The 21,384-nt window shown below is 60.9% G+C and carries 5 protein-coding genes; all 5 read left to right on the top strand.

What is annotated here, in order from left to right; all coding sequences use genetic code 11:
- Nucleotide 1: 1 nt before the first annotated feature.
- Nucleotides 2–4,591 (top strand): Eco57I restriction-modification methylase domain-containing protein, encoded by a 4,590-nt coding sequence (locus ACIQCN_RS14505; RefSeq protein WP_400611532.1) that lies wholly within the window; start codon nt 2–4, stop codon nt 4,589–4,591.
- Entirely contained in the window at nt 4,591–10,953 is a 6,363-nt protein-coding gene (locus ACIQCN_RS14500) for a DEAD/DEAH box helicase (RefSeq protein WP_400611530.1), read from the top strand. Before ACIQCN_RS14505 ends, ACIQCN_RS14500 begins: the two co-directional genes overlap by 1 nt.
- A complete protein-coding gene (locus ACIQCN_RS14495) occupies nt 10,953–13,172 on the top strand; it encodes a 3'-5' exonuclease (protein WP_400611528.1) in 2,220 nt (739 codons plus the stop codon). Before ACIQCN_RS14500 ends, ACIQCN_RS14495 begins: the two co-directional genes overlap by 1 nt.
- A 163-nt stretch (nt 13,173–13,335) precedes the next feature.
- On the top strand, nt 13,336–15,723 hold the full coding sequence (locus ACIQCN_RS14490) for a HelD family protein (RefSeq protein WP_400532369.1): 2,388 nt from the start codon (nt 13,336–13,338) through the stop codon (nt 15,721–15,723).
- 87 nt (nt 15,724–15,810) lie between these two features.
- Nucleotides 15,811–21,369 carry a DUF3320 domain-containing protein gene (locus tag ACIQCN_RS14485; protein WP_400611526.1) on the top strand — a complete coding sequence of 1,853 codons (5,559 nt, stop codon included), beginning with the start codon at nt 15,811–15,813 and terminating at the stop codon, nt 21,367–21,369.
- The last annotated feature ends 15 nt before the right edge of the window (nt 21,370–21,384 follow it).

The following is a 21,384-nucleotide window of genomic DNA, read 5'->3' as shown; positions in this document are numbered from 1 at the left end:
GATGCCCTCGTTCGATTCGTTCGTCGTCGGCGAGGACTTCGTCAGCGAGCATTTCTTCACCACGGACACCACCAAGGCCGGAGAGTCCTTCCAGTCCGAAGTCCTCAAGCTCCGCAAGCAATGGGACGACACGTCCAAAGAGGGTCACGAGTCCCCGCTGGACCGGTTTCGAAAGGTCCGCGGCCAACTCCAGATCGACCTCGGCACCCTCGCCGAGGAACCCGGTAACGCCTCTCGCGTCTACCGGGACCTGCGCCAAGCGCTCGGTTTCCAAGGCCCGAGCACCACATTCAAGGCCGAACGAAGCGGTGCCGAACTCCTGGCGCACAACGTCTGGTCTTCCCCGAACAACGACGTCCTCTTCGTTGAAGCCCAGCCTGCCGACTCCCTCGAAGACGCCCTCGCCAAGGACCGGGGCGACCTCCTCCAGAAGCCTCTCGTGGACGACAAGGAAGCCAACTACTCGGCCGGCAAGCTCATCTCCGAGCTCTACCAGACCGACGAGGCCCCTCAGTTCATCGTCCTTATGGCCGGCCGCTGGCTCATCCTGACCGAGCGTGAGCGGTGGCCCGAAGGCCGGTACCTCGCCGCTGACGCCCTGCTCGCCGTCGAACGCAATGACACCAAACGCGGAGGCGAACTGGATCGCTTCCTCGCCGTCTTCGGACGCGACTCGCTCCACCCGGACGCGAGCGAACAGATCTGGTGGAACGACGTCATCGAGTCCTCGGTCAAGCACACCGTAGGCGTCTCAAAGGACCTCCGCGAGGGCATCAGGCTCTCCATCGAAATCATCGCCAACGACGTCCTCACGCGCCGCACTGCAGCCGGAATGTCGAACGACGACGTCGACGGCCAGTCGCTTGCACGCCAGTCCCTGCGCTTCCTCTACCGGATCCTGTTCCTGCTCTACGCCGAGGCCTCGCCGGAGATGGGAGTCATCCCTGTCGGCGACGAGCAGTACGACCAGGGCTACGGCTTGGATCGAATCCGGGAGCTGGTCCTCAACCCGATCACGTCGGAAAAGGCCAAGCGCGGAACTCATCTTTACGACTCCCTCAGCCTCCTCTTCACCTTGGTGAACAAGGGACACCGGCCCTCGGAGACCGACGATGCGCTGACCTTCGAGAACCTCGAAGCTGATCTCTTTTCGCCGTCCCGGACAGCAGACATCGACGGGGTCAAGCTCGGCAACGCCCCGCTCCAGAAAGTCCTTGAGCACCTCCTGCTGAGCAAGGAGACCCGCGGCAAGGACCGCGGCTTCATCTCCTACGCCGAGCTCGGAGTCAATCAGCTTGGGGCTGTATACGAGGGACTCATGTCCTACACAGGCTTCATTGCGCAGGAGGACCTCCACGAGGTTGCCAAGGACGGCGACTCGTCCAAGGGCTCATGGGTTGTTCCGGTGACACGTTCCGCGGAGATTGATGCCAAGCACTTCGTCAAGACGCAGGATGAGGTCACCGGACAGCTCAAGCCAGTCCTTCACCAGAAGGGCACCTTCGTCTTCCGGCTCGCCGGCCGGGAGCGGCAACAGTCGGCCTCGTATTACACTCCTGAGGTGATGACGAAGTTCGTCGTCTCCCAGGCTCTGGAGGAACTACTCGACCAGAACGGCACGACGACGGCTGCCGACGAGGTCCTCAATCTCACCGTCTGTGAGCCCGCCCTCGGTTCTGGCGCGTTCGCCATTGAAGCCGTGCGTCAGCTCGCTGCACAGTACCTCGAGCGCAAGCAGAAGGAGCTCGACGTCCGTATCCCTGCCGACGAGTACCCGCTCGAGCTGCAGAAGGTAAAGGCCCAGATCGCGCTGCACCAGGTGCACGGCGTAGACCTCAACGCGACGGCGGTGGAGCTAGCTGAGGTGTCCCTGTGGCTGGACACGATGGTGGCTGGCCTGCAGGCGCCGTGGTTCGGCCTCCGGCTTCGCCGCGGCAACTCGCTTATTGGGGCTCGCCGCGCGACATACTCTGCCGGTCAGGTCAGGGACAAGTCCTGGCTCACCTCGACTCCGCAGGACGCCCCCGTTAGCGGGCTGGTTGCCGGGCTCGGGACGGACGACGACGATCCCGCCGTGGTCGGCCGGGTCCACCACTTCCTCCTCCCCGCTCAGGGGTGGGGTGCGGCATCCGATGCCAAGGAGGTCAAGGACCTCGCCGGGGACGCACAGAAGGCCCTCGGCGTGTGGCGCAAGTCTCTACGTGCGAAGCCAACAAAGCAGCAGGTCGACCGCCTGCTTAATCTTTCCCGACGGGTCGAGTCTCTGTGGAGGCTCGCGCTGCGCCGCTTTGAGATCGCAGGTCAGGAAGCCCGCCGGGAAATCGACTACTTCGGCAAACCGGCGGCGCCTAAGCCTGTTGAAACCACACGAGCCGTGACCCGAGCCGAAATTGAAGAGGCAATCAACGACCCAAACGGCGCCTACCAGCGACTCCGTCGCGTCATGGACGCCTGGAACGCATTATGGTTCTGGCCGCTGATACAGCAAGCCACAAAGAGAGCCGTCCCGCCGAGCCTCGACCAATGGCTCGACGCCCTAGAAGCCCTGCTCGGACGAACCGGTAAGGAATCCCGGATGGTGGGCCAGCGCGCCCTTAGCGCGGGGGCAAACTGGGATGAGCTGAACGATGCGGAGCACGCCGATCTCCAGCTCGCATTGGCGAGGGACGTGGAGGAGCTGCTCTCAGAGCATCAGTGGTTGTCCGTGTGCGACCGCGTGGCTCGAGACCAGGGATTCTTCCACTGGGAGCTGGACTTCGCCTCCGTCTTCGGGCGCGGAGGTTTTGATCTGCAGGTGGGAAATCCCCCGTGGGTCAGGCCGCGTTCTGACGAGGCCGCGCTCCTTGCAGAAGGCGATCCATGGTGGCAGCTCGCTGAGAAACCTACACAGGCTCAGATTCGTGCGAGGCGTGAGGCAACACTGTCCCTTGATGGAATGCGTGAGTACTTCGTCAACACCGCGGTCGTCACCCCTCAGGTGGCCGAGTTCCTCGGTGCCCCGACCGTGTATCCACTCCTGGCGGGGCTTCAGCCGGATCTTTACCGCGTGTTCATGGAGCGGGTTTGGAAGTCAGCTTCACACAAGGGCGCGGCGGCCCTGTTGCACCCGGAATCGCATTTCACTGAAAAGAAAGCGGCCTCTCTCCGGGCAGAGACATATCGGCGGCTGCGGCGCCACTGGCAATTCACTAACGAGCTGTCTCTGTTCGAGATCCACCACTTGGTCTCGTATGGGGTTCATGTCTACGGCCCCCGCCGAGATAGCCCACGGTTCAAGATGGCGGCATCGCTCTATCATCCGGATACGGTTGCGCGTTCGCTCGCGCATGACGGCCAAGGACCGGTACCCGGGCTGAAGGACGATGAGGGCAACTGGGACCTTCGGCCTCATCCCGAACGCATCATCGACGTCGACGAGTCGATCCTCGCAGTGTGGGCGGACATCCTCGACGAGCCGGGGACGCCACCGGTTCAAGCGCGTATGGTCTACCCCGTGAACCGCGGCAGCTCCCAGGTTCTCCTAAAGCTCAGCAGGGCTCCGCGTGTTCGCGAGCTGGGCCTGCAGTATTCGCGCGGCTGGGATGAGTCGATCGATCGTAAGAAGGGCTATTTCGAGGTCGGATCTGCCGTGCCCGAGTCTTGGGACGATGTGATCCTGCAGGGGCCCCACTTCACAGTGGCCAACCCGTTCGCGAAGCAGCCCAACCCAACGATGAAAAACAACCTCGACTGGACTGAGATCGACCTGGAAGCCCTCCCTGAGGACTTCATCCCTCGCACCAGTTTTCAGCCTGATGGCGATCGGACCCGCTACAACTCTGACTACGGATTCTGGGCGCGGGGCGACAATGAGCCCGTGAGCGTTCGCTCGACATATAGAGTCGTCTGGCGATCGATGGCAAATACAGTGAGCGAACGGACACTTCGCGCCGCAGTGGTCCCGCCGGGAACTGCTCACGTACACGCGGTTCGCGCTGCGGCGTTTGCTGCTGAAAACGAGTCCCGGCTGTTGAGCGTCCTTGCGTCATTGAACTTTATCGGCGCCGACCTGCAGATTCGGTCCTCAGTGGGTTCAGAGATCAGCGCCACGGCAGTCGGCCAAGTTCCCGCGATCCCCGTGGATCATCCTCTTTATGTGGAAATCGTTGAACGAAGTGCTCGTCTAACGTGCCTGACCTCCGCTTACTCTGAGTTGTGGAATGCTGTCATGCCCGAAAAGTGGACCCGCTCGAGTCCTGTTCGCTTGGCTTCGCAACGGCGGCTTCTGTCGGTCGAGATAGATGCCGCCACAGCGATCGTTTTCGGAATAAGTATCAATGAACTATGCGTCATTTATCGTTCGCAATTTCCAGTGCTGCATGGATATGAGCGGAAAGATTTGTATGACCGGCACGGGCGAAAAGTCCCAGGGGAAATCGCTCGTCAATTCCTGACCCGCGGTGAAGACCTGACGCTCGAGGAACGGACCTGGACTCATCCGCAGAGCAAGGTCAAGTACGTCTTCGAGTTCCCGTTCATCTCGTATGACCGTGAAGACGACATGCGGAAGGCGTATGCACACTTCGAGAAGCTCCTATCGGAGAAGAGCTAATGGCGGTTCTCCTGCCCACACATCAAGTCGAGGACCTTCAGGTTGGGCTGATTGACTACCTGTCGACAACGTTTGCCCTCACCGATCGGGATGCGCGCAACGGCCTGCAGGGATTCCTCGAAGATCCACGGGACGGAATATTCAAGGGACCCTTCGTGCGACTCAGGCTTCCTTTCGAGCCTGCCGCCTACGGGTGGCGCGACTGCCTTGACTGGTACAAGGGCTTTGCACCCTACGGGCATCAGGCCCTGGCCTTTAAAAGACTGACGTCAAAGCCAGGTGTTTCGGCAGGTGCAAGCACCGTAGACGGCGTTTTCCCGCGGCCGGAACCGACGCTGGTTACCACCGGGACGGGTTCCGGTAAGACGGAATCGTTTCTCTACCCGATCATTGACCACGTCCTCCGGGCCAAGGCCGCGGGCGTCACCGGGATGAAGGCGCTCCTCCTTTACCCGATGAACGCCCTGGCCAACGACCAGGCGCAGCGCCTCGCCGGCCTGCTCACCGAGAACCCTGAACTCGGCGGCGTCACGGCCGGCATCTACACCGGTCAGAAGGCCGGCCAGAAGCACACTAAGGTTTCGGCGGCCGGGCTGATCAACACCCGCGAGATCTTCCGCAGCGAGGCCCCGGACATCCTCCTGACCAATTACAAAATGCTGGACATGCTCCTGCTCCGCAGCGAGGATGCGTCGATCTGGGAACAGTCCGCCACCTCGCTGCAGTACGTGGTCCTCGACGAGTTCCACACCTACGACGGGGCCCAGGGCACCGACGTCGCCATGCTCCTGCGCCGCCTCGGCCTCGCCCTCAAGAGCCATTGGCCCAACGACCTCAGCACAGTTCGGCACGGCCCGACCGAGGAGGACCGGGCCCGCCCGCTCGGCCGCATAACACCGGTCGCGACTTCTGCGACGCTCGGCGCGAAGGGCGAGTCCGAGCCCATGCTCCGCTTTGCCCAGACTGTCTTTGGAGAAACCTTTCCTGACGACGCGGTCGTTACCGAGTCCCGCCTCAGCATCGATGCTTGGTGCGAGGCGTGGACCGGTGATCCTGCCGCCGAGATGGCCCGCGTCGCCGCCGGCATCGAGGACACCACGAAGGCCATCGAAGCGGCGCTCGGCGCGGGCGCCGACGATCCGAATGCCGTCGTCGTCGAGCAGGTCTGCCGGCTCCTCTTCGCCGGGCAGCCGGCGGACCTGCTCGCTGCCATCCGCAAGCACCCGCTCACCCGCACAGTGCTTCACGAGGCGAGCGACGCCGTCGTCCTCTCCGACCTGGCCGAGAGAGCCTTCGGCGAGTTCAACACCTCAGGAGGGCCCCGCCGCCGCGTTACTCTCGCCGAGCGGCACACGGAGTTTATGGCCCACTTCCTTGCCCTCCTCAGCCACGCACGCGCGGTCCCCGAACCCAACCGCAATGCCATCTCTGTTGAGACGCACCTCTGGGTGCGTGAGCTGTCCCGCCTCGACAAGTCGGTGGACGGTGAGCACCACTACCGCTGGGGCGACGACGGCCCCCACACCGACCAGACCCTCTACCTTCCTGCAGTCTTCTGCCGCCACTGCGGCCGCTCCGGCTGGGGCGCCGTCCTTGGCCCCACGGGAACGGACCTCGAGAACGATGACTCGAAGATCCGTCGCGAGCAGGCCACCGGCAACCCGCGCTTCCGCGCGCTAATCCACGCCCCCAACGAGGACGCCCTCCGCGCCGAAAAGGGCGAGATCGCAGACAGCCTCGTCTGGCTCGATACGGTCAACCGCGCCATCCGCCATGAGCCGCCAGCCGAGGACACCGCCGAGGCTCACGAGGGCCGCCTCGTCCCTGTCCTCATGCTCCGCGGCCAGGACGCCGACGACGACTCCAAGCGCGAGGTGTGCCCCGCCTGCCAGACCGGAGATGGCATCCGCTTCCTCGGCAGCGCCATCGCAACCATGCTCTCCGTGAGCATCTCAAACCTCTTCGGCGCCGATGGCCTCGACCCGGGGGAGAAGAAGGCCCTCGTCTTCACGGACAGTGTCCAGGACGCCGCCCACCGTGCGGGCTTCGTTCAAGCCCGTTCGCACATCCTCACTTTGCGAGCCGCCTTCCGCAATGCGCTCGAGGCCGCTGCACCGGACGGGGGAGCCGTCACCCTCAAGCAGCTGGTCGACAGGGCAATTGCGGACGCCGTCACTCCCGTCCGCAAGTACCAGCTCATTGCCCCCGACTACGCCGACAGGCCGCAGTTCCGCGCCTACTGGGATCCGGAGGCCAACGCCCAGGAGAAGCGCAACGCGACACGCAACGCCGAAAAGCGCGTGCTTTTCGACGCCTCCCTCGAGTTCGGCCTCCAGTCCCGCCTCGGCCGCACCCTCGAGCTCACCGGCAGCATTGTCGCCGAGACCGATGCTGGGTCACCCCTCGCGATGCTCGCAGCCGCCCGTACTGCGCTCGAGGCGGTGCCCGGCACCCTCGGTCTCGAAGACCAGCTCACAGACGACGCCGCGCTGCTCGCCTGGGTGCGCGGCGTCGTCGAACGCGTGCGCACCCAGGGCGGCATCCGCCACCAGTGGCTGAACGACTACATGGTCGAGGCGGGGGAGAAGGCCCAGCGCTGGAAGGTGTGGGGCGGCCGACGCCGCAGCGAGGGTATGCCTGCCTTCCCTGCCGGGCGGTCCAAGCCAGCCTTCCCGCGGCTCGGCGGCGGCGATTCCGGCTACATGGACCCAATAGCCCAGGCCCAGAGCTGGTACACGCGATGGACCTCGCTGTGCCTCAACATCCCGAAGGCGGACGCCACCTTTGTGGCCAAGGCTCTATTCGGGCAGCTCGCCGGCCAAGGCGTGCTCGAGACCGTGCAGGCCAAGGACGGCGCCACGATCTTTGCGCTTCCCACGGACCGAATCCTGCTTCAGGCACCCACAGGCGAGGGCCTCGGCGCCGGCCGCCACTTCCTCGCGTGCTCTGTGTGCCGTGCGGTTACACCCGGTTCCGCGACTGTGGTGGACCAGCTCGACGGTGCGAACTGTCTATATGTTCGATGCCCCGGCCGGCTCGCGCGCCAGCCCGAGGAGGAGAACTTCTATCTCAAGCTGTACGGAGCGCGGGAGCCGAAGCGCGTCGTCGCCAAGGAGCATACATCGCTGCTGCCTGATGAGGAGCGGGTGCGCGCTGAGAACGAATTCAAAGCCTCGGTACAGACGCCGCAGGCGCCAAACGTACTGGTCGCGACACCTACTCTCGAGATGGGCATCGACATCGGTGACCTTTCCTGCGTCATGCTAGCCTCCCTGCCCACGTCCGTTTCTTCCTACTTGCAGCGAGTGGGGCGCGCCGGCCGCCTCACTGGAAACTCACTCGTCCTCGCCTACGCGCGTGGACGGGGTGAGCACCTGCCCAAGCTCCACGACCCGCTGTCTGTGATCAACGGGCAAGTCCGCCCGCCTGCCACATTTCTCGACGCCGAGGAGATCCTGCAAAGGCAATACCTCGCCCACCTGGTGGACAGGTTCGCGCGCGACGCCGGCCGTCCTCACCCGCGCAAGGCCGCCGGCGCACTCGCTGGGGATGGACCGGGAACCTTCCTTGGCGATCTGATCGAGACAGCGCACTCCAAAGCGGAGGAATATATCAGCGAGTTCCTCGGCCAGTTCGGGGATCTTCTCGCTCCCGCCAGCGCCGCTAGGCTCCGGGAATGGGCTGCCCCGCGTGCTGACGGTTCGAGCGAGCTCGCCGAGCACGTGGTCCGGGCCGCCAGGCTGTGGGCCGACGACTGCGACGAACTCAAGGCCCGCATCGACGATATCGAGAAAACGATGCCCGAGCTTAGGGCCATGGCTGAGTCCAACGCCGCCACGGACGAGGACAAGCGTGCCCCCAAATCCGCCGAGGCCACACAGCGCATGCTGCGGGGACAGCTCTTCGCCCTGCGCGACGAATATTGGATCTCCGTGCTCGAGAAGTACGGCCTGCTGCCGAACTACACGCTCCTCGACGACTCGGTGAATCTCGACATCGGTGTGACCTGGCAGGAAGTCGAAACCCAGGACTACGTCACCGAGACGATCTCGCTGCAGCGCGGCGCTGCCATCGCGATCAACGAGCTTGCCCCGGGTGCCACGTTCTACTCGCGTGGCCTCGAGGTAAAGATCGACGCCGTGGACCTCGGCCCACAGCAGAGCCACATCCAGCGCTGGCAGGCATGCCCGGAGTGCGGGTGGATACACACCGACGTGGACGCCGCAGGTCCGGTTAAGTCGTGTGGCCGGTGCCATCTCGGCGGTATCGCCGACGTAAGCCAGCAATTCGACGTTGTGGTCATGAAAAACGTCTCAGCAGAGGTGCGCCGCGACGAGGTGGCCATCGGCGATCGCAGCGACCAGCGCGTCAAAGAACGCTTTAACACCGTTCTCGCGGCGGATATCGATCCTGAGCATGTCACCGAGGAATGGTTCCTCGATGATTTCGAGTTCGGCGCCAAGTACGCGAACCGGGTACAGCTCAGGTGGCTCAACCTGGGGCGAGCCTCTGCCAACGCCGCCCCGCGGATCATCGCCGGCAACGAGTCCAAGGCGCCGCTGTTCCGTGTCTGCTCGTACTGCGGCAAGCTGGACTCCGCCGGGCGTGCGAACAACCCTGATGAGCACCGCTTCTGGTGCAAGTACCGGAAGTCCGGTGACGAGCACGTCGCCGAGGTGGCGCTCGCACGTGTTCTCGCGACGCAGGGGGTTGCCCTTCGCCTCCCGGCCGGCCGCGTCTTGGGGGATGATTTTGCCCTCCCCAGCCTGACCGCTGCATTACTCCTCGGCCTCCGTGAAGTGATTGGTGGATCCCCGGACCATATCGCCGCAGTGCCGATCAACGAGCCTGCCGACGGCGGCACCGCCGTCTCTCTGCTCTTGCACGACAAAGTCCCCGGCGGCACTGGCTACCTCGCCGAATTCGCCGAGCCGGAGAAGGTATGGAACCTCTTACGGGCCGCATGGGATGTGGTGCGGAATTGCGCTTGCCGCGCCGAGGAACGCCTCGCCTGCCATCGCTGCCTCCTTCCCTTCGCGTCCCCCTGGAATGTGGATAAGGTGGCCCGCGTGACCGCGGAGCGTCTCCTGCGCAGCATCCTGGCGGGGCATGACGGAGTTCCCGACGACGGTGATCCCACCTTCGAGGGCTGGACCGTCACTAAGGTGCCGCCGCCCGCACCGGCCCTGGAATCACACCTCGAAGTCAAGTTCCGCAAGACACTCGTGGACAGGCTTACCGCAGTCGGTGCCAACGTTAAGGTCACCCCCGGTCTTCGCGCCGACAAGGTGGAGTTCCGCCTGCCGGGTGCCAAACACATCTGGTGGCTCGAACCCCAGGTCGACATTCACGGTACGCGACCTGACTTCGTACTCACGACCGCAGACCCGAACATCCCGAAGATCGCGATCTACACTGACGGCTACGTTTTTCACGCGTCCCCTGAACACAACCGCGTGGCCGACGATGCGGCCAAGCGGGAGGCTCTTCGGGCCGTTGGTGTGGTTCCGTGGGCCATTGCATGGGAAGACATCGATGCCTTCTCCGGCGACGGTTTGTCAATGCCGCCGTGGTTCACGGACAAAGCGGCGAGCATCGTGCAGAACGGGACGACACCGCTCCAGCCCGCGCTGCTTGCCGCCGTCAAGTCCGACGCCATGAGCCAGCTGTGGCAGTGGATCCGGGAGCCAAACAGGGACGCATGGGCGGACCTGTCCGATGCCATCCCCATGCTCATGCTCGGCAAGTGCACCACGTTCAAGGGTTCCGTTGTGGACCTTCCGGACTTCGTGCAGGCCACCCTGGATGACCCGGATGCGGCGCCCGAGCTGGGAGTGGGGCGCGCATGGATGTACGCGGACGGCCCTCTCCGCTGCGCTGCAAACCTGACATCATCGCTTATGGTGAGCGCCGACGTCGTGCTAGTCCTCGACGGTCGGGACGAAGCAGTGGCGCAACCTGTGTATAAGAACGTGTGGCGCGAGTGGTTGCGTCTAAGCAACCTGCTCGCATTCAGGCGGACAGCCCCGGCTATCGGCGCGGTTACTCTTGCTATGCCCTCCGTCCCGGTCATCGTGGAACCGGGAGCGCTGGGTAAGCACCTCCGGCCGGAATGGCAAGACATCCTTGACCTCGCTACAAACGCCGAGCGCGAGTTGTTGGCGGTGCTCGCCGAAGTCGACGAGTTGCCGCTGCCGGAGCTCGGTTACGAACTTAACGATGGGACACCGATGGACATTGCGTGGCCGGAGCACAAACTGGCTGTCGTCTTCGATCCGGCAGGAGAGTATGAAGGCTGGACACTTGTGGCCGGCGATGCTGCACAAGTTTTGAAAGCATTCAAGTTGAAGGAGAACGACTGATGGCATCGGTAACCCTGATGAAGGGGGCCAACAAGGTCGACGGATCGCTCAAGGGCAAGGTCCTGGACTTCCTCTACAAGCTTCAGGAAGACGACACAGCGCCTGGTCTCCACATCGAGCCGATGAAGACTTTCAAAGACTCGCGGGCGCGCACTGGTCGCGTCGACCAGCAGTTCCGGGCGGTGCTCTTTAAGCTGAATGCCGGGACTGAACCGCACTACGTCTATGCGGGCACCTTTAACCACGATGAGGCAATTAAGAAGGCGCAGACAAGCGTCCTGACCGTCAACCCGGTCAGCGGTATTGCGGAACTCATCAGCGCACCGGCAGAGGGATCAGCGCCCCCTCAGCCGGCCGCCGTTGTTCCCGCGACTGCAACAAGTCCCGCATATGAGAACGGGCTCCAAAAAGCCGGGTACACGCCGTCGTACCTCCTCGAGGAGCTGGGCATCCCCCAACGGACTGGCGCAGCTGCGATCGGCGCAACCTCTGTGGAGGCGTTCGAAAGGGTGGTCACGGACGAAGCACTCCCCGAGTGGCAGGGTCTTGCCCTCATTGACCTTGAAGCAGGAAAGTCCCTCCAGGAAGTCAAAGAAGGCCTGGGGATTGGCGACTACGTCGATGACCCAACGAAGTCCGAGGATGAGAAGCTTGCCGAAGCACTCAAGCACCCTGCCTCGAAGCTTGAGTTCACGTACGCCGAGGGGTCCGAAGACCTCGAGTACGTCATCAACAACGAGAGCTTTCAGGACTGGCTCGTATTCCTGCACCCGGCCCAAGCCCAGTACGCGGTCAAGGACCGCAACGGAGCATTTCGGCTTTCCGGCGGGGCGGGTACGGGCAAGACTGTGGTGGCGATCCATCGCGCCAAACACTTGGCGGACCGGTACCCGGACTCACGCATCCTGCTGACCACATTCACCAAGACGCTGGCCGAGAGTCTGGCGCAAAACGTGGGGCGCCTGGATCCGGGGCTGAAACAGAGCGACAAGCTCGGTGAAGCCCCGGTGACTGTAGCCGGCATCGACTCCGTCGCTGCCCAGGTCTGGTCAAAGGCGACATCGGAAGAACAAACAGGCGCTTTTGTTGCTGTGCTGGGGACTGCCGATGCCACGGCGACGAGCAGATCGAATGACAAGGAATGGGCTGAGGCCCTCGAGCAAGTGGAGCACAAGCTCGAGCCCGCTCTGGCGAACCCCATATTCCTCGGGCAGGAGTACCTGTCGATCGTCCTTGCTAATTCAGTCACCGACAGGGACGGGTACCTGACCGTTCCGAGAGGAGGTCGCGGCACGGCCTTGAACCGAATGAAACGGATCGAGGTTTGGAAGGTCATTGAGGCGTATCGGCGAATCTGCCGGAGCAAGGGAGCCGTGAGCTACCCCGAACTCGCAGCACTGGCCGCTGCGGTCCTTGATCACCGGGCCGCTGGGGGAGGCGACCGCCCCTTCGACCACGTCATTGTTGATGAGGCTCAAGATTTTCACGCTGGCCACTGGCTCCTGCTGCGTGCACTGGTGGCGCCTGGTGCCAACGACTTGTTCATTGCGGAGGACTCCCACCAGCGGATCTATGGGCAGAAGGTGCCCCTCAGCCGGTTCGGCATCCAAATCGTGGGGCGCTCACGGCGTCTGACGCTCAACTACCGGACGACGGCCCAGAACCTCGCTTTCGCCGTCGGGCTTCTCTCCGGAATTCCGTTCACTGACATTGAGGACACCGCAGAGGAGTCCGCAGACTATCGGTCAGCCAGAAGCGGGCCACACCCCCAGCTCGAGGGCAAGGAGTCGCTCTCCAAGGAGCTCGATAACGCTGCTGACTGGGTCAAGGCGTGGACGGCCGATCCAGAATTCGCACCGGAAACCATCGGCGTACTTGTGCGCTCGGGCAAGCAGGTGGACTTCGTCGTCAGCGGCCTGCTTGAGCGCGGAGTCTCTGCCCAAAAAGTCTCCGGTGATAAAGAGGCACATCCCGGCGAGCCCGTTGTGATGACCATGCACCGGGCAAAGGGAATGGAGTTCTCCAAAATCATCCTTTTCGGCGTGGGGGAGGCGAACATGCCTTTGCAGTGGGCGCTCAAAAACCTCGGCGACGCCGAGAAGTCTGATGCCCTGTTGCAGGAGCGGTCATTGCTATATGTTGCTGCGACTCGGGCGCGGGATGAACTGGTGGTCTCGTGGAGCGGGAAGCCATCGGAACTGCTTGGGGTTAGTTCCTAGACGGGGCACCGCTACTGAACCAGGGGAGTGGAATCGTGGGGCCTTTACGTTGCGAATTTACCTGCTCACGACGCATGGCTTTCTAGAATTGTCGGCCGTTCCAGCTACATTATTGTGACTGAGCTAAAACGGCCCATAGGGGCCGACAAAACTGGGGGCAATAGTGGGTGTAGACGCCGGCGTCGGATCTCTCTCTAAGGCGGCTGAACTTCAACGGGAGCAGTCCTATTTCGATCGAGCGAAGCAATACCGTGACAGCCAGGATGCAGCGTGGTCCCTGGCCACGGCTTCCTCGGGTTCAGCAGTTGAACGGCGTGCCTATAAACGCGCCATGGAGAAACGCAGGGTTGCCTCCCCTGATGACCCGATTGCACTTTCGCGCATTGACTTTGAAGACGGCGACAAACTGTATATCGGTAAGGTTGCCATCTTCGATGAGGACAAGAATCTCCTGGTCGTCAACTGGCAGGCCCCAGCCGCGGCGGTAGCGAATCAGGCCTCTATACAAGACCCCATGGGGCTGCGCAGCAAGCGGGTGTTCGACGCGCCAGCGAACAAGATTCTCGATTTCGAAGACATCGTCTTCAAAGCTTTGGCCGAAGCCGTTAGCGAGCTCGACGAGCACACCTATACGGGGGACGCCCTACTGCAGGCTTTGAGTCGTAAGCGCGGCTCCGAGATGACGGATATCGTCAAGACGATCCAGGCGGCTCAAGACAAGCTCGTGCGCGCGGAGCCGGACCAGCTCCTTGTCATACAAGGTGGTCCCGGCACTGGCAAGACGGCGGTGGCCCTTCATCGTGTTTCATGGCTTCTGTTTAACTATCAGGACGAATTGCCGCCAGAGGATGTACTTGTCGTCGGGCCCAATCCGACCTTCACGAAATACATTCGAAGGGTTTTGCCCGATCTTGGAGATGATGACGTCGTCCAGCAAGCATTGCAGAACCTCTTGTCCAACGACGTGCGTATCAGCGGGGAAGACTCAACTGAGACGGCGAAGGTTAAGGGCTCGGCACGTATGAGCCAGGTCTTGAAAAACGGGCTGAAGCAACGCATCCGAGTTCCGGCCGCGGATGTACGAATTCAACGACGAAATACAGTCCTTACTGTTTCTATCCCTGCAAATACCGTCGCCGATGTCTTGAGTAACATGCAGTTCGAGACATTTGCTGACGGCCGCCGTCGCTTTAGGCAGCGGCTCGTCGAGCTGTGTGCCCCTTTGCTTGGCAACATCCGTCAGGTTGCCCCGGAACAATTTCTCGATGTACGGGCTCTGGAAGCGGAAGTCGAAAAAATCTGGCCGCAGATAACTCCCCAGCAATTTCTGCGGGAACTCCTTGGCTCTAAGGAACGACTCAAGCGGGCTGCCTACGGGCACCTGACGTCGGAAGAGATCGAGCTGCTGTACCGGCAGCAATCCGACAAAGTAGGAGATGAGGCTTGGACTGTCGCCGACCTCGCCCTGCTCGATGAGGCGCAGGCGCTAATGCGCGAGTCACCCCGCACATACGGGCACATTGTGGTTGATGAAGCACAGGACCTCTCCAAGATGCAGCTTCGTGCGATACGCAGACGTTCCAAAAACGGATCGATGACTGTAGTCGGTGACATAGCTCAGTCGACCGGGCCGTACTCACGCGATTCCTGGGACGACGTGGCGCAGATTCTCAGTGAGGGCACAGCGGACAGCACGGGCACCCGCGTGGTGGAGCTTGAGCACGGCTACCGGGTACCGAAGCAGGTCTTTGACGTCGCCCTGCCGCTGCTCAAGTCAGCTGCACCTTCAATAACCCCTCCGCGCATCTTGAGGGAAGTTGACTACGAGCCCCGATTCGTTGGCGCCCACCGGGAGGAACTGGCCCTCGAGGTATCGCGCTCCGTATTCACCCACAGTGGACGGGGCCGCTTTGTCGGCGTGATCGCCCCGACATACTTGTGGCCGCAGCTTAGAACCGCATTCCGAAGTGATGATCTGCAGTGGAGCGAATCAAGCGAAGGTGAGCTGTCCACCGCCATCAATCTTGTTACGCCTGAGGATGCCAAGGGGCTCGAGTTCGACGCCGTCCTGGTGGTTGATCCGGCGGGAATCCTGGCCATGCCGCATGGCGAACGGATGTTGTACATCGCACTAACACGTACAACTACTCATCTGGACGTGATTTATCCCTCGGGCTCGTTGCCGCCGATTCTTGGTGGTTCGGACAAGCCTGAGCCACCAATGGCAGTTGACGTTGAACAGCCGCGACAGCCATCCAAAGCTGACGTGAAGATCTTGAGTGATCCAGCTCCGGGAGCCGACTCCGCTACTCCGGATGCCGCATCTACTATCGCCCTTCGTAACCTGGTCTCCGACGTCGTCCCATCCCTTACTGTTGGCGCTGCCCCGGAACATTTTGTGGGGACGGAGATGTCTCGCCTGGATGGAATGCAGCAGGCGATGGCTGAGCATTGGGCCAAGTTCTTCGCATCCCAGCTGCGGGATAATGTGCCGCCCAAGTTGGTTCCAGCTGTCGTCGAAGAGCTGGCCCGCATCGCTTCGGAGGAGTGAATACTCGGCAGAACTTGACTCAAAATTGAGGCTCCAGCCATAGGTTGGACTGAAAACTCAGCAGACCAACTAGACAGATATCCTTCAGTGGACGATCGGCTCGAAAAGACCGAGACGCTGAATGCAATGCATCAATTCTCCGCGTGGGGCGGAAAGGTAGGAGAAACCGTGTCGACAGGCAATGGTGTCTTGGACAAAAAGCTCGCGTTGCAGATGCAACGCTGGCGGGACGACCTGTTGTCGATCGACAGACGTCAGAGGCTTGTCTATTTCCAGCACCCCAAGAGTGGGACTTTCGAAATCGTTGAACCTGGCTGCTCAGGGGTAGAAGCCTTGGTGGCGGAGGGCGACGTCATGCTCGTCAGCAGTGAACCTGCAGACGATGAAGCGGGTGAATCGGCACAGGCCCTGAGGCTTCCCACGAAAGGTTCACGAACCCTACGCGTCACTGGCAAAACCGCTGCCCAAATCCTGAGCACGTCAAAGCGGCTGCATCAACGCTCGGAACAAGAATATGCGGACCGCGGGGTATGGACCCTTTATTTGGGCCACGGCATGCTCAATTGGATTGATCCCGCTGACGGAAAGAAAATCTCAAGTCCGTTGCTGCTTGTGCCCGTCCGTCTAGCCAAGGAGGGAAAGCAGTATGTGTTGAGGCGAACGGAAGACGAACCGGCACTGAACACGGCCCTCGGCCTTAAGCTCAGTAGGGACTTCGGCCTGGACCTCCCGGAGTTCGAGGTGGATGACCTGAACGTAGCGACGGTACTGTCCGGCGTGCGCAAGGCTATCGCGCAGTACGCAGGCTGGAATGTTGACGAGCGGGTTGTCATGTCCATTTTCAGCTTCCACAAGGAAGCTATGTACCGTGACCTTGAGCAAAACGAAGCCAAGATTGTCGCCAACGGCATGATTCAACTCATGGCACTGGGCCCGGAGGCACCGAACTCCGAGGTGTTCGCCTTTGACCCTGTTTCTGACGAAGAGCTGGATTTCCGTCTGCCGCCCGAAAAGCTCCACAGCATTCTTGACGCCGACGGAAGTCAAAGAAAGTGCATTCTTGCGGCGAGAGAAGGCCGCAGCTTTATCATGGACGGCCCTCCAGGTACCGGCAAGAGCCAGACCATTGCCAACATCATCGCTGAGCTCATCGCAACAGGAAAAACGGTGCTGTTTGTCAGTGAAAAGGCGGCCGCCCTCGACGTGGTGCGCGATCGGCTGACGAGCAGGCAGTTGGATCCATTCCTGCTTGAACTGCATAGCCATAAGGCGACCCGTAAGCAGGTGGTCCAGACGCTTCATGCTGAGCTCACCCGCCGCCCGGTAGTAAAGAGCTCTTTCTCGGAAACGGACCGATCTCAGCTCATCAAAAGCCGGACCAGGCTAAGCGACCATGCTGACGCAATGAACGAGGTCCGAAGCCCGTTAGGACGGAGCCTCTTTGATGTCTTGGGACGGCTGGCTCAGCTAGCAAACGTGGGCGAATACCCTTCTGGGGATCCCAGCAAACTTGGCTTGCTGTCTGCGGACGCACTAGCAGACATCCTGCTTGCCGCCACATCACTGTCGAAGGTGTGGCGCCCGGCTGCAGAAGGAGAATCATTTTCCTGGCGAGGTCTCGCCGGATCGAGCCTCACACAAGCACAAATCAAGGAGGCCGAGAAGTGTGTGGACATTCTGGCCCTGGCAACAGAACGCCTCCTGCGGACAGTCAGGCTCTTTGACGCACAGATCCCATTCTGGCCTGTTGCCCTGGACGTTGCCGGCGTTCGTTCGCGAGCGGATCTTTCCGCCCATCTCTGTACAAGAAGGAACGTTCCCCGGCATTGGTATTCCGTGCCCAAATTCACTGATGTTCTTCGAAGGATCGACAGCCTTCACGCAGAGGACGTCGAATACCAGACCAAAAAATCTGAAATTGACAGTATTTGCGTGGACAGATGGGACAAGATCGACAAGAGCCTTATAGCCCCGCTTGAAACTTTTCTTGAGCACGATCCGGCAGTTTTCAGTCGTCCTCTTAGCCAATTTCCGTTCGGCCAGCTTAGCGGCATCGAGCTGGGAACTTCCAGGGCTGCCTCCTTACTCGAAGCTCTACTCGACAAGGCCCAGCAACTAGGTGTGCTTTTCGATGTTGAACCGCAATCACTGACTCTAAACAAATGCCTAGCCCTCTCATCACTCGCAGAGCTCAGCCAACAGGGCAGCCTGCCGGAACCACATTGGATCAACCCGAGTGTCCAAGGGGCTTTGGACGAAAGCGCGCGAATTCTTGAGGAGCTGGCTGCGATCGTACGCGACCGTCAGTCGGCAATGGAGTCAACCTTCAGCCCTGAAATCCTCGCACTGGATCTCAAAGGCCTTAAGGCCCGTTTCGAATTGCAACACAGAGGACTGAAAGCCTGGAGTAAACAAGCCCGGGCGGACAAGAAAACGCTTCGCGAGGTGACCGTTGCCGGGGTCGTCAACAAGGAAATCATTGCCATGCTTGGTGATGCCATCTCTTGGCAGACAGCACAGGAGAACCTCGCTAACAGCGAGCCCGAATATGGGCCTCGGCTCGGTAGTTATTACCGTGGCACTGCGACTGACTTTGCGAGGATCGCTCAGGCACTTGAGGTTGCCAGAACGGCTTTGAAGCTGGCCGGAGATGACATAGCGTCCTCCGCGCTGGCCCGGCAGCTGAGCAAAGCCAACACGCCAGACGCAGAGCTGATCCCTCTGGCGAGAGACGTTGCCAATATGGTGGAGCGCTTCGGTGTCGACACGCATGCACTCTTCGGCACTGTTTTCCATGAACAGGTCGGTGATCTGCCACTGACTCACATTTTGGGAATCCTCAAGGCGGCCCAGGAGAACTTTTCGGCCGCGCAACTTTTACGGGACCGACTTTCGAAGATGCTGGGCGAGACGGCAACACCGGTTGCGGCCAGTGCGGTTCTCCGGCAGATCGATGCGTTGGACGCGATGGATGAGAAAACCGCCGAACGTTCGCGGCACGATTCCGAGGTATTGGGCAAGCGATACAGTCCACGGAAAACAGACTGGGCAGCGGTGCGAGCCGACTACGATTGGATCGCAGCCTTGCGCAGAATCGTCGGAGGACCAATCGAGGATGACGATGTCCGGTTCGTTGAGGAGTTCGACGCTTCCGACCTTGATTTGGCAGAAGGCCTTTCCTCCTGGCTGGAAGCCCGAGACAAGCTGGTCGGCTTCTTTGATGCCGAGCGCTCGACCGAGCTCAGCGCCGAACTGAACCATGACCTTGAATACGCAGAGGAACTCCTTGCTGCCCTTGGTTTTAACCCGGCTGCTGATATAGATGTTTGGTTCGAATATAAAAGGCTCTTTGCTGCTCTTTCCGATGCTGGAGTGCCTGAGACGCTGACAGCCCTGTGCGACAGCCATGCGCCAGCGGACCAAGTAGTGTCAGCAATTGAAAGGGCTGCGCTGGAACCTTGGGCAGAAAGCATCATTGAAGGGGACGACAGGCTATCGGAACACCGTGCGTCCGGCCGCGAAAGCCTACTGAAACAGTTCAAGGAATTGGACGGAAACCTAATCGTCAATGCTTACGCCGACGTCGTGACGGCCTGTGTTGCCCGACGTCCACGCAGCATGGCCGGCCCTGCGGCAGTCATCGCGCACGAGGCCAACAAGAAGTCCCGTCACAAACCCATTAGGCGGTTGCTGGAAGAAACCGGCTCTATAGTCCAGGGGCTGAAGCCCTGTTTCATGATGAGTCCTCTTTCCGTATCGCAGTATCTTCCTGCAGGGTTCGTCTTCGATGTCGTTATCTTCGATGAGGCCTCTCAGGTCATGCCCGCGGATTCCGTCAATTGCATCTACAGGGGCAAACAGCTGATCGTGGCTGGGGACCAGCGACAGCTCCCGCCAACGTCCTTCTTCTCGGCTGCAGATATTGAAAGCGACGACGAAGATGAACCGGACAACTTCGATAGCGTCTTGGACCTATGTAAGGCTTCGGGGGCTATGGTGTCCCTGCCGCTCTCATGGCACTACCGCAGCCTTCATGAAGATCTCATTACCTATTCGAACTACCGGATTTACGAGGGGAAACTCAATACATTCCCTGGCGCCACCCAGGAAGCTGACGACCTCGGGGTACATCACGAATTCGTTCAGGGTATCTATCAGCGAGGGGCTGGTAGCAAGAATCCCATTGAAGCAGAGCGCGTCGTGGACCGTGTCCTTGAACATCGCCGCGTTAACCCGGACCTCTCGCTCGGAGTCGTAACGTTCTCTACACAACAAGCCGAGGCTGTTTCCGAAGCTATTGAACGTCGCGCAGAACTAGAGCCGCTGCTTACGGGTCTCATGGAAGACCATGATCGACTCCGCGGGTTCTTTGTGAAGAATCTCGAGTCCGTCCAGGGCGACGAGCGAGACATCATCATCTTCAGTATTGGCTACGGGCCCGATGAAGCGGGCAAGCTGGCAATGAACTTCGGACCCCTGACTCGGAAAGGCGGCGAACGGAGACTAAACGTGGCAATCACGCGCGCACGCCGAAGGGTCGAAGTAGTCAGCTCATTCCATGCTGGAGACATGTCTGACGGCGCGTCAGCAGGAAATCGTCACCTGAAGAATTATCTGGACTTTGCTGCCCGGGGCCGAACGGCCTTAGCCTCTGACATATCCGGATCTGTGGGGGATGCCGAGAGCCCCTTTGAAGAGGAAGTCCTTCGCGTAATCAGGGCATGGGGTTACGACGCCGTGTCTCAGGTTGGGGCTGGTGGCTACAGGATAGATATAGGGGTTCGTCATCCTGAAAAGCCCGGGAGCTTCATGCTGGGCATCGAGTGCGACGGAGCCGCTTATCATTCGGCAAAGAGCGCGCGTGACAGAGACCGCCTGAGGGAATCCGTGCTGCGGGGGCTCGGGTGGGATATCTATCGGATCTGGGGTTTGAGCTGGTACAGAGACCGGTCCACACAGGAGATCGCTCTCAAGCAGGCAATTGAGGACGCTGTGAGTGGGAACCAGGGCGTTCCTGCCATTGCTCAGGCGGCGGAAAGTACCGGGCTCATGGAGTATGAAGAGATTGACCTGTCCGCCCCGCCCGCCTGGACGGTCCCATACACCTCCGCCTCAAAGCCTGCGCACCGGTATTGGTACCAACCGGGAGATGCCGACGCACTTACAGACCTCATCCAGTATGCGGCCCACGTCGTTAGCGTCGAAGCGCCGCTGCACGTAGATACCTTTCACACTCGGTTGCGGGAGCACTGGGGAGCCGGTGCCATTGGTCCCCGCGCCAAAATCAACATTGAAAGAGCATTGTCACTTGCCAAAGTTAGCGGCATGAAAGTGAAGCTCGATAAAGAAGGCTTTATCCGAGTCGATGGCGCAAACGCAGTAAACGTCCGGCGACCAACGGGACAAAGTGACATCCGTAAAGCAGGCGCTATCCCGCCTGAAGAGTTCGATGAGGCCGTTCGTCTCGTAGTTGCTGACTCAATAGTCATTACAGAAGAAGAGTTACTCGTCGCCGTCCGTAACGTCTTCGGCTGGGCACGACGAGGCCCCGATATTCAGAATGCACTTCAGCGGAGCCTTCGGAGAGCCGTAAAGAAGGGTTACTGCCTGCGCCGGCCAGACGGCTCATACGAGACTGCGCAATAAGGTGTGTATGAAGCG

It is taken from the genome of Pseudarthrobacter sp. NPDC092424 (genome assembly GCF_044754925.1).
Taxonomy (GTDB): domain Bacteria; phylum Actinomycetota; class Actinomycetes; order Actinomycetales; family Micrococcaceae; genus Arthrobacter.
The sequence above is the reverse complement of the archived record's forward strand: the minus strand, read 5'-3'. Positions and strand labels throughout refer to the sequence as shown.

Bases quoted from the DNA above. Each gene is read 5' to 3' on its own strand.
- ACIQCN_RS14505 (WP_400611532.1), top strand. From the start codon at position 2: ATGCCCTCGTTCGATTCGTTCGTCGTCGGCGAGGACTTCGTCAGCGAG.
- ACIQCN_RS14500 (WP_400611530.1), top strand. From the start codon at position 4,591: ATGGCGGTTCTCCTGCCCACACATCAAGTCGAGGACCTTCAGGTTGGG.
- ACIQCN_RS14495 (WP_400611528.1), top strand. From the start codon at position 10,953: ATGGCATCGGTAACCCTGATGAAGGGGGCCAACAAGGTCGACGGATCG.